Annotated in this window: 9 protein-coding genes and 1 pseudogene; 9 read left to right on the forward strand and 1 reads right to left on the reverse strand. The window is 70.9% G+C overall.

The window, feature by feature from the left end; all coding sequences use genetic code 11:
- Positions 1-147: 147 nt before the first annotated feature.
- Positions 148-1,056 (reverse strand): annotated as a pseudogene (locus ACFXC1_RS28795) (LysR family transcriptional regulator); the annotation flags it as partial.
- A 121-nt stretch (positions 1,057-1,177) separates the two neighbouring features.
- On the opposite strand from ACFXC1_RS28795, the gene ACFXC1_RS28800 reads away from it, so the two are divergent.
- The 9 genes from ACFXC1_RS28800 (at position 1,178) to ACFXC1_RS28840 (ending at position 9,635) form a co-directional block, all read left to right on the forward strand.
- Positions 1,178-2,161 carry a fumarylacetoacetate hydrolase family protein gene (locus ACFXC1_RS28800; RefSeq protein ID WP_381247565.1) on the forward strand — a complete coding sequence of 328 codons (984 nt, stop codon included), beginning with the start codon at positions 1,178-1,180 and terminating at the stop codon, positions 2,159-2,161.
- Complete coding sequence (locus tag ACFXC1_RS28805; RefSeq protein WP_381247568.1) at positions 2,158-3,120, forward strand: cyclase family protein; 963 nt, start codon at positions 2,158-2,160, stop codon at positions 3,118-3,120. Before ACFXC1_RS28800 ends, ACFXC1_RS28805 begins: the two co-directional genes overlap by 4 nt.
- 152 nt (positions 3,121-3,272) lie before the next feature.
- Positions 3,273-4,436, forward strand: coding sequence for an FAD-dependent oxidoreductase (locus ACFXC1_RS28810; RefSeq protein WP_381247570.1), 1,164 nt, complete (start codon positions 3,273-3,275; stop codon positions 4,434-4,436).
- Positions 4,433-5,443: an amidohydrolase family protein gene (locus ACFXC1_RS28815; protein WP_381247573.1), complete on the forward strand. Its 1,011-nt coding sequence runs from the start codon at positions 4,433-4,435 to the stop codon at positions 5,441-5,443. The genes ACFXC1_RS28810 and ACFXC1_RS28815 overlap by 4 nt, the downstream gene beginning before the upstream one ends.
- A gap of 13 nt (positions 5,444-5,456) precedes the next feature.
- Positions 5,457-6,395 carry a VOC family protein gene (locus tag ACFXC1_RS28820; protein WP_381247575.1) on the forward strand — a complete coding sequence of 313 codons (939 nt, stop codon included), beginning with the start codon at positions 5,457-5,459 and terminating at the stop codon, positions 6,393-6,395.
- A gap of 115 nt (positions 6,396-6,510) precedes the next feature.
- Entirely contained in the window at positions 6,511-7,482 is a 972-nt protein-coding gene (locus tag ACFXC1_RS28825; RefSeq protein ID WP_381247578.1) for a fumarylacetoacetate hydrolase family protein, read from the forward strand.
- Positions 7,479-8,222: an SDR family NAD(P)-dependent oxidoreductase gene (locus tag ACFXC1_RS28830; RefSeq protein ID WP_381247581.1), complete on the forward strand. Its 744-nt coding sequence runs from the start codon at positions 7,479-7,481 to the stop codon at positions 8,220-8,222. The genes ACFXC1_RS28825 and ACFXC1_RS28830 overlap by 4 nt, the downstream gene beginning before the upstream one ends.
- A gap of 22 nt (positions 8,223-8,244) precedes the next feature.
- Positions 8,245-9,000 (forward strand): CoA transferase subunit A, encoded by a 756-nt coding sequence (locus ACFXC1_RS28835; RefSeq protein WP_381247584.1) that lies wholly within the window; start codon positions 8,245-8,247, stop codon positions 8,998-9,000.
- Positions 9,000-9,635: a CoA transferase subunit B gene (locus ACFXC1_RS28840; protein WP_381247586.1), complete on the forward strand. Its 636-nt coding sequence runs from the start codon at positions 9,000-9,002 to the stop codon at positions 9,633-9,635. The genes ACFXC1_RS28835 and ACFXC1_RS28840 overlap by 1 nt, the downstream gene beginning before the upstream one ends.
- Positions 9,636-9,676: the final 41 nt, after the last annotated feature.

Raw genomic sequence — 9,676 nt, forward strand, 5'->3', positions numbered from 1 at the left:
CGGGGGGGGGGGGGGCGCGCCCCCCGCCGCGGGGGGGGGGGCGGGGGCGGGGGGCGGGCGCGGGCCCCCCGCCCCCCGCGGCCCCCCGCCCCCCCCCGCGTTCTGGTCGACGGGCACGGCCTTCCCTGGGCCCTTGCCATTGCCGTAGCCGTTGCCCGCCAGCGTCGCGCCCACCTCCGCGGCCTTCCGGCGGAGCCAGATGTGGGCGGCGTCCTGGGTGTGCACCGGGTGCCACCACATCGCCTCCCGCACCGGTACCGCCTCGAACGGGCAGGGCAGGACGCGCACCGCGGCGGAGCGGACCGCCTTGCGCGCCAGGCGCTCCTGGATCATCGCGATCCGGCGGGTGCCCTCGACCATGTGGGGCAGCAGCTGGAAGGTCTGCACGGACACCTCCACCTGGGGACTGATCCCTATCATGCTGAGCTGGCGGGCGGCCGGGGCGTCGTAAGGACGCTGGTAGACGGCCCAGGGCAGACGCCCCAGCTGGTCAAGGGTGAGTTCGTCACCGATCTCGGGGTGGTCGTCGGCGACCATGCACAGCCAGCGGTCCTGGTGGAGGTCGACGGCGGGCAAGCCGTCGATGACGCCGTGCGGCATCAGCAGTCCGTCGACGGTGCTCAGCACCGTGGCGGTGTTCTCCACGACGGACGGTGCCGGGTGCTGGAAGGTGAGCCGGATGCCGGGTGCCTCCTCGTGCAGGGTGCGGGCGAGCGCGGCACCGAACACGGCGGCGCCGTAGTCGGAGGCGAGCAGGGTGAACTCCCGGCTCTCCGCCGCCGGGTCGAAGTCGGCCTGGCTGGCGAAGACCCGTTCCAGCAGGTCGCACGCGGTGGCGCTGCGATCCCTCAGGGCCACTCCGAGCGGAGTCAGCTCGTAGGCGTTGCCGGTGCGGGCGAGCAATTCGTCGTCGAAATGGCGGCGCAGCCGGGACAGCGCGGCGCTCATAGCCGGCTGGCTCAGCCCAATGCGCTCGCCGGCCCGGGTGACATTGCGCTCCTCCAGCAGCGCGCGCAGGGCGAGGACCAGATTGAGGTCGAGTCGGGACAGGTTCACCGGGCAACCACCTAGCAAGCGAGAGGCATCCATGTCATGGATTCGGCACATCCACAGGATTGATTTCCGTGATTAACCGATCGAGGCCAGAGTAGACCGCAACCCAGCAGGAGGAAATCAGATGGCAACGCTCGCGCAACCTGCCGGCCCGTTCGCGCTCGGCGCGTTCTCCACTCAGGACGGAGAGCCGTTTCCCGGCCTCCTGGCCAAGGGCCGGGTACTCGACTTGAGCAATGTCCTGGCCTGGGCACCGTCCAGCGTGCGCGCCGTGGTGGAGCGGTGGGAGGAGGCCCTGCCCGTCCTGCGCGTCCTGGCGGACGAGGACGCCCTCGGCTGGCGGCCACTGGAGGGCCTGCGGGTGCACGCCCCCATCGAGCCGCGGCAGATCTTCCAGTCCGGCGCCAACTACCGGCAGCACGTGATCGACCTGGAGGTCGCCCACCGCTCCCCGGACGACCCGCGCACGGTCGAGGAGGCCCGCGAGGAGATCGCCGCGGTCATGGACCGCCGGGCCGCCGAGGACCTGCCGTACGTGTTCATCGGTCTGCCGAGCGCGATCACCGGCCCGTACGACGACGTGGTCCTGCCCGCCTGGGCCGAAAAGCCGGACTGGGAGCTGGAGTTGGCCGCCGTCATCGCCAAGCCCGCCTACCAGGTGACGGTCGAGGAGGCCCTGGAGTACGTCGCCGGCTACACCATCGCCAATGACCTCACCGACCGCGCCACCGTGTTCCGCCGGGACATGAAGGCCATCGGCACCGACTGGCTGCGCAGCAAGAACGCTCCCGGCTTCACGCCGCTCGGCCCGTGGCTCGTACCGGCCGAGTCGATCGAGGACACCGGTGACCTGTGGGTCACGCTCAAGCTGAACGGCGAGACCATGCAGGACGAGTCCACCAAGGACATGCTCTTCGGGGTCGCACGGTTGGTGTCGTACGCCTCACAGACAGCTCAACTCCTGCCCGGCGACCTGGTGTTGACCGGCAGTCCGGCCGGCAACGGCATCCACTGGGGACGCCTGCTGCGCGACGGCGACGTCATGGAGGGTTCCATCACCGGTCTGGGCGTGCAGCGCACCCGCTGTGTCGCGGAGGGAACGGCATGAGCCTGGACCGCCGCGACCCGGAGGGCGCGATAGCCGAGGCCGCCAAGGCGTACTCCAATTGGGGGCGTTGGGGTGAGGACGACGTGCTCGGCACGCTGAACTTCCTCGACGAGGCCAAGCGGTGCGAGGGCGCCGCCCTCGTCCGACGAGGAGTCAGCTTCTCGCTGTCACAGCGCTTCGACATGAACGGCCCGCAGAAGGGCTGGCGCCGGCGGACCAACCCGGTGCACACCATGCTCGACACGGGCACCGACGCGGCACTGGGCAACCAAGGCTTCCCACATGGCATCGGCGGCGCCGACGACGTGATCGCCATGCCGCTGCAGTGCTCCACCCAGTGGGACGGACTCGGCCACATCTTCGACCACGGATTCGCCTGGAACGGGCGGCGCGCCGCCAAGGTGGTCACCTCCGAAGGCGACCTCGTCACCGGCATCGAGCACATGGCGCCGCACGTCGCCGGACGCGGCGTGCTCCTCGACGTCGGCCAGGTCGTCGGCACGGACGGCGAGCTGCCCGACGGGTTCGCCATCACCGAGGAGCACCTCACCCGGGCCGCCGAGGCCCACGGGGTGACCGTCGGCCGCGGCGACATCGTGCTCGTCCGCACCGGACACCTCGCCCGCGCAAGACGCGACGGCTGGGGCGACTACGCGGGCGGCCCCGCGCCCGGCCTGTCGTTCACCACCGCCGGCTGGCTGCACGGCAGCGAGATCGCCGCCATCGCCACCGACACCTGGGGCTTCGAGGTCCGTCCCAACGAGTTCGAGGGCGCCTTCCAGCCGCTGCACCAGGTCGTCATCCCCAACATGGGCCTGCTGATCGGCGAGATGTGGGACCTCGACGCACTCGCCGCCGACTGCGCCGACGACGGCGTGTACGAGTTCTGGCTCACCGCCGCTCCCCTCCCGATCACCGGAGCGGTCGGCTCCCCGGTCAACCCGATCGCCGTCAAGTAACCCGCACAACTGCCGGATGCGCCGTTCCCCGGACAGCAGCGGCGCATCCGGCCCCGCACCCCCGTCCCCACCTCTGGCCCGCTCTCGCAGCGGGCGAGCCGCAGCCCCCGCCGCCCGAAGTCGCGCGGCCCAACCCGGGAGGAATCCCCGACATGGCTGACAGCCGCACTCTCCCCCAGCCTCCAGCCGGGGGCACACCCACCGTCCTGGTCATCGGCGGGGGTGCCTCAGGCAACGCCATCACCATCCTGCTGCGCCGCGCCGGCATCGCCGTCGACCTGATCGAGGCCAAGCCGGACTGGAACGCCACCACCGGCTCCGGCATCACCCTCCAGGGCAACGCCCTGCGGGTCCTGCGCGAACTCGGCGTGTGGGAACAGGTGAAAGCCTCCGGATACGCCTTCGGCTCGCTGGGCGTGACCACCCCCGACGGCACCGTCCTGTTCGTCGCCGAGGACATCCAGACCGGCGGGGAGGACCTGCCCGCCACCCTCGGCATGCAGCGCCCCCAGCTGCAGCAGATCCTCATCGACACGGTCCGCGCCTCCGGCGCCGACGTTCGTCTCGGCACCACCGCCGAAGCGCTGGAGCAGGACGCCGACGGCGTCTCGGTGCGCTTCAGCGACGGCAGCGAGGGCAGATACGACCTGGTGATCGCCGCCGACGGTCTCAACTCAGCCACCCGCGCGGCGATCGGCATCACCGACAAACCCGAGCCGACCGGCATGGCCATCTGGCGCATCGCCGCCCCGCGGCCCGAGAGCGTGACGCGCACCGACCTCGCCTACGGCGGCCCCGCCTACATCGCCGGCTACTGCCCCACCAGCGAGAACACCATCTACGCGTACGTCGTCGAAGGGTGCCGCGACCGCACCTCGATCGCCCCGGCCACCTACGCCGACGAGATGCGCAGCCTGGCGCAGAGCTACGGCGGGGTCTGGCCGGAGATCACCAAGCACATCACCGACCCGAAGAAGGTCAACTACACCTGGTTCGACCACCTGCTGGTGGAGGGGTCCTGGCACCGAGGCCGGGTCGTGCTGATCGGCGACGCCGCCCACTGCTGCCCGCCCACCCTGGCCCAGGGCGCGGCGATGTCCCTGGAGGACGCCCTCGTCCTCGCCGAGTTGCTCACCAGCGGACGGGACTGGGACGACGAGCTGCTCCGGGCCTACCACGACCGCCGCATCCCCCGGGTGCGCACCGTCGTCGCGGCGTCCATGCAGATCGGCCAGTGGCAGCTGGACGGCGTGCGCGACGCCGACATGGCCGGGCTGGTCGGCCGCACCATGAACCTCCTCAAGGAGCGCCCGTGACCACCACCGCATCCTCCGCGCCGACCATCGACGTCCACGCCCACCTCCTGCTCCCGGAGGTCGAGGAGGCCGTCGCCGATCATCCCGGTCTCGCCGAGGCCCGCGCCCTCGACGCCCGCCGCAACGGCCCGGCGGCCCTGGCAGTGAACGGTCCGATGGTCGGGGCGCGCGTGCCGAAGCTGACGGACGCCGCGGTGCGCCTCGCGGCCATGGACGCGCAGGGCGTGGACATCCAGCTGGTCAGCCCCTCGCCGTCCCACTACCACTACTGGGCCGAGCCCCAACTGGCCGAGAAGGTCTGCCGGCTGGCCAACGAGGGCACCGCCGCACACTGTGCGAAGGCTCCCGACCGTCTTCACGGCCTGGGCCTGGTCCCGCTCCAGCATCCCGACCTCGCGGTCGAGTTGCTCGACCACGCACTCGAACAGGGGCTGCGGGGCGTGGAGATCTCCTCGCACGCGCCCGGCCGCGAACTGTCGGACCCGGCGTACGAAGCCCTCTGGTCCCGTGCGGAGGAGACAGGCGCCTTCCTCTTCCTGCACCCCTTCGGCTGCACGCTCGACGAGCGCCTGGACCGCTGGTACCTGTCCAACACCGTCGGCCAGCCCACCGAGAACGCGGTCGCCCTCTCCCACCTGATCTTCTCCGGTGTCCTGGACCGCCATCCGGGCCTGAAGCTGATCGCGGCGCACGGCGGCGGCTACCTGCCCACCCACATCGGCCGCTCCGACCACGCCTGGCGGGCCCGTCCCGACGCCCGTGGCTGTGAGCGGGAACCGAGCAGCTATCTGAAGCAGCTGTACTTCGACTCCCTCGTCCACGACCCCCACGTCCTGCGGGAGCTGCTGCGAGCGGTCGGCCAGGAACGGGTCCTGCTCGGCTCCGACTTCCCCTTCGACATGGGTACCGACGACCCGCTCGGCGCGCTGCGCGCCGCGGACCTGCCCGACACCGACTTCCACTCCGTCCGCGGCGGAAACGCTGCCGCGCTGCTCAACCTGGTCTGAGGAGGACCCCCCCATGAGTAACCGCCTGCTCACCCACCTCCGCCACGTCGACCTCGCCGTGCCGGACTACGACAAGCAACTCGACTTCTACGCCGGCGTCTGGGGCCTGACCAAGGTCGCCGAGGACTCCGGCATCTCCTTCCTGGCCGCGGAAGGGTCTCCCGAGCAGTACGTCGTCCGGCTGCGCAAGGCCGACGAGAAGCGCCTCGACCTCGTCTCCTACGGCGCCGCCTCAGCGGCCGACGTGGACACGCTCGCCGAGCAACTCCTCGCCGGTGGCGTCCAGTTGATCTCGCAGCCGGGCAAGGTGGACACCCCGGGCGGCGGTTACGGATTCCGCTTCTTCGACGTCGACGGCCGCACCATCGAGGTCTCGGCCGACGTGGCGGTCCGGCAGCACCGCAGGATCGAGGAGAAGGAGTCGATCCCGGTCAAGCTGTCGCACGTCGTCCTCAACTCGCCGGATCTGGACAAGACCAAGGCGTGGTACGAGGAGCACCTCGGCTTCCGGCTGTCCGACACGCTCGGCCATCCTCACATCGGCGACGTGATGCACTTCATGCGGATCAGCAACCAGCACCACTCCATGGCCATCGCCAAGGGCCCGCACACCTCCCTGCACCACATCTCCTTCGAGATGCGCGGGATCGACGAGTACATGCGCGGCTCCGGCCGGGTCATCCGTTCCGGCGCCCGCAAGATCTGGGGTCCGGGACGGCACATGGCGGGCGACAACACCTTCACCTACTTCCTCGACCCGCACGGCAACACCGTCGAGTACACGACGGAGTTGGAGGAACTGGACGAGGACACCTGGCACCCCCACGTGTACGACTTCTCCCAGCCCGAGGTCACCGACCAGTGGGGCACCGCCAACCCCATGAACGAACTGGTCACCAAGGAGTCCTTCAACGACCCCGATCGCGGCGTCTTCGTCGCCCCGCCGGTCTGATCGGCGAAGCCCTGAGTCCCCGGGGGCGCGGTGACCCTGTCACTGCCCTGACTCCCCTGCCGCGCCCCCGGCCTTCGTGCCCACCCCTCACGCCGACAGCCGACAGGAAACCGCCATGCGTTTCGCCACGTACGAGTACCGCAACCGACGCCAGGTGGCCGTCGTCGCAGAGGACGGCACGCTCCACCCCCTGCCCGGTGTCGGCTCACTGACCGGCCTGCTCGTCGAGGGAGGCGGTCTGCCCGAACTGCTCGACGCGGGCTCCGCGACCCTCGACGTCCCGGCCGGCCCCCACGTCTCCGAGGTACGCCTGCTGGCACCGCTCCAGCCGCCCACCGTGCGTGACTTCGTCACCTTCGAGGAACACGTCGAGGGCGTACGGCGGTCCGTGGACGGGGCTGCCGGAGTACCGGAGCGGTGGTACGCGGCCCCGACGTTCTACTTCGGCAACCCCTATGCGATGTACGGCCCGGGCGACGACGTCCCCATGCCGCCGGGTTCGAGCGTGCTGGACTTCGAGCTGGAGGTCGCCGCCGTGATCGGCAAGGAGGGCCGCGACCTCACCCCCGAGCAGGCCCGCGACCACATCGTCGGCTACACCGTCCTCAACGACTGGTCGGCCCGGGACCTGCAGTCCGCCGAGATGAAGGTCGGCCTCGGCCCCTGCAAGGGCAAGGACACCGCCACCACGCTGGGTCCTTACCTGGTCACCGCCGACGAGCTGGGGAAGTACCGCGACGCGGACGGGTTCCTGCGCCTCGCGCTCACCGCCGAGATCAACGGCGAGGTCGTGGGCAAGGATCTGCTGTCCAACATGAGCTGGACCTTCGAGGAGATGGTCGCCTACGCCTCACGCGGGACCGTCGTCCGCCCCGGCGACGTCCTCGGTTCCGGGACCTGCGGCAACGGCGGCTGCCTCGCCGAGCTGTGGGGTGTACGGGGTGAGCAGTCCCCGCCTCCCCTGAAGCCCGGCGACACGGTCACTCTCACCGTCGAAGGCATCGGTTCCGTCTCCAACACCGTGGTGGCCGGCCCGGACCCCGTGGCCGTTCCCGTCGCCCGACGCCGCACGAGGGAGCGGCCATGACCGATCTCCATCCCAAACGGCTCCTCGGCAGGGTCGTCGTGGTCACGGGCGCGGCCGGTGGCCAGGGCGCCGCGGAGGCCGAGGCGCTGACCCGCGAGGGCGCCCGGGTGATCGCCACCGACGTCACGCAGGCACCCGGCTGCCGCCGTCTCGACGTCACGAGCGAGAAGGACTGGGCGGAACTCGCCGCCGACCTGCGTGAGGCGTATGGGCAGGTGCACGGCCTGGTCAACAACGCGGGCGTCACCTGGCGGGCCCGGATCGACGAGGTACGCCCCGAGGACATGGCCCGGGTCCACGCGGTCAACGTCACCGGCCCGCTGCTGGGCATCCAGCACCTGGCGCCGCTGATGCCGCCCGGCTCCTCGATCGTGAACGTCGGCTCGTCCGCCGCGCTCACCGGCCACTACCCGGTCGCCTACACGGCCAGCAAGTGGGCCCTGCGCGGTCTGTCGAAGACCGCCGCCATGGAGCTGGGACCCCGCGGCATCCGGCTGAACACGATCCATCCCGGCTTCATCGAGACGGACATGACCGCCTCCGCGGCGCCCGCGTTCCGAGAGGCGAACGTCCGGGAGACGCCACTCGGCCGCACCGGCACGGTCGAGGAGGTCGCCCCGCTCGTGGTCTTCCTCCTGTCCGACGAGTCGTCCTTCATCACCGGCGCCGAGATCCCGGTCGACGGAGGCCTCACGGCGCACGGCGGCGTCAAGTCGATCTCCGACGCCCTCCACCAGTAGCAGCAGAAAGGCCCTCCCACCCATGGACAAGGTCCGCGCGAGCGCGGCCGAGGCGGTCGCCGACATCCCCGACGGTGCGTCACTCGCCGTTGGTGGCTTCGGACTCAGCGGTGTACCCGAGGCCGCGATCCGGGCCCTGCACGAGCAGGGCGCGACCGGCCTCGAAGTCGTGTCGAACAACTGCGGCGTCGACGGGCGCGGGCTGGGCGTGCTGCTGGCCGCCGGACGCATTGCCCGGGTGACCGGCTCCTACGTCGGCGAGAACAAGGAGTTCGCCCGCCAGTACCTGTCCGGCGAACTGGAGGTGGAGCTGGTGCCGCAGGGCACCCTCGCCGAACGGCTGCGCGCGGGCGGCGCGGGCATCCCCGCCTTCTACACCCCGGCGGGAGTGGGAACGCAGGTGGCGCGGGGCGGTCTGCCCTGGCGGTACGCCCCCGACGGCTCGGTCGCCGTCGCCTCCCCTCCCAAGGAGACCCGCGACTTCCACGGCCGCCCGCACGTCCTCGAGCACGGCATCACCACCGACTTCGCCCTCGTACGGGCCTGGCGCGGCGACCGCCACGGCAACCTGGTCTTCCGCCGCGCCGCCGCCAACTTCAACCCCCTCGCCGCGATGGCCGGGCGGACCACCGTCGCCGAGGTCGAAGAGCTGGTCGAGCCCGGTGAGTTGAGCCCCGACGAGGTCCACCTGCCGGGCGTCTTCGTCCAGCGGATCGTTGCCCTCACTCCTGAACAGGCGGCCGACAAGCAGATCGAGAAGAGGACGGTACGACCCTGATGGCCTGGACCCGCGACCAGATGGCCGCCCGCGCAGCCGCCGAACTCACCGACGGCTCGTACGTCAACCTCGGCATCGGTCTGCCCACTTTGATTCCCGGCCATCTGCCGGTCGGCGTGGAGGTCGTGCTGCACTCCGAGAACGGCATCCTCGGCACCGGGCCCTACCCGACCGAGGACCAGGTCGACCCAGATCTGATCAACGCCGGCAAGGAGACCGTCACAGTCCTGCCCGGGGCCTCCTTCTTCGACTCGGCCCTGTCCTTCGGGATGATCCGCGGCGGCCACATCGACACCGCCATCCTGGGCGCCATGCAGGTCTCCGCCGCTGGTGACCTGGCCAACTGGATGATCCCCGGAAAGATGGTCAAGGGCATGGGCGGAGCCATGGACCTCGTCCATGGCGCCCGCCGCGTCATCGTCCTGATGGAACACACCGCCAAGGACGGCACTCCCAAGATCGTCGAGGAGTGCACCTTGCCGCTGACCGGCGAGCGGTGCGTCCACCGGATCATCACCGACCTCGGCGTACTGGACGTCACACCGGCCGGCCTCGCGCTCGTCGAGACCGCACCCGGGGTCACCGCCGAGGACATCGCCGCCCGCACCGAAGCACCTCTGACCGGGAAGCCATGAACCATGGACGCGTCGGGCGGGCAGGGACCACGGTCCCTGCC

This window comes from Streptomyces hokutonensis (genome assembly GCF_042751305.1).
GTDB classification, from domain to species: Bacteria; Actinomycetota; Actinomycetes; order Streptomycetales; family Streptomycetaceae; genus Streptomyces; species Streptomyces hokutonensis_A.

Coding starts and splice junctions, on each gene's coding strand:
- ACFXC1_RS28820 (WP_381247575.1), top strand. CDS start 5,457: ATGAGTAACCGCCTGCTCACCCACCTCCGCCACGTCGACCTCGCCGTG.
- ACFXC1_RS28835 (WP_381247584.1), top strand. CDS start 8,245: ATGGACAAGGTCCGCGCGAGCGCGGCCGAGGCGGTCGCCGACATCCCC.
- ACFXC1_RS28805 (WP_381247568.1), top strand. CDS start 2,158: ATGAGCCTGGACCGCCGCGACCCGGAGGGCGCGATAGCCGAGGCCGCC.
- ACFXC1_RS28840 (WP_381247586.1), top strand. CDS start 9,000: ATGGCCTGGACCCGCGACCAGATGGCCGCCCGCGCAGCCGCCGAACTC.
- ACFXC1_RS28800 (WP_381247565.1), top strand. CDS start 1,178: ATGGCAACGCTCGCGCAACCTGCCGGCCCGTTCGCGCTCGGCGCGTTC.
- ACFXC1_RS28830 (WP_381247581.1), top strand. CDS start 7,479: ATGACCGATCTCCATCCCAAACGGCTCCTCGGCAGGGTCGTCGTGGTC.
- ACFXC1_RS28810 (WP_381247570.1), top strand. CDS start 3,273: ATGGCTGACAGCCGCACTCTCCCCCAGCCTCCAGCCGGGGGCACACCC.
- ACFXC1_RS28825 (WP_381247578.1), top strand. CDS start 6,511: ATGCGTTTCGCCACGTACGAGTACCGCAACCGACGCCAGGTGGCCGTC.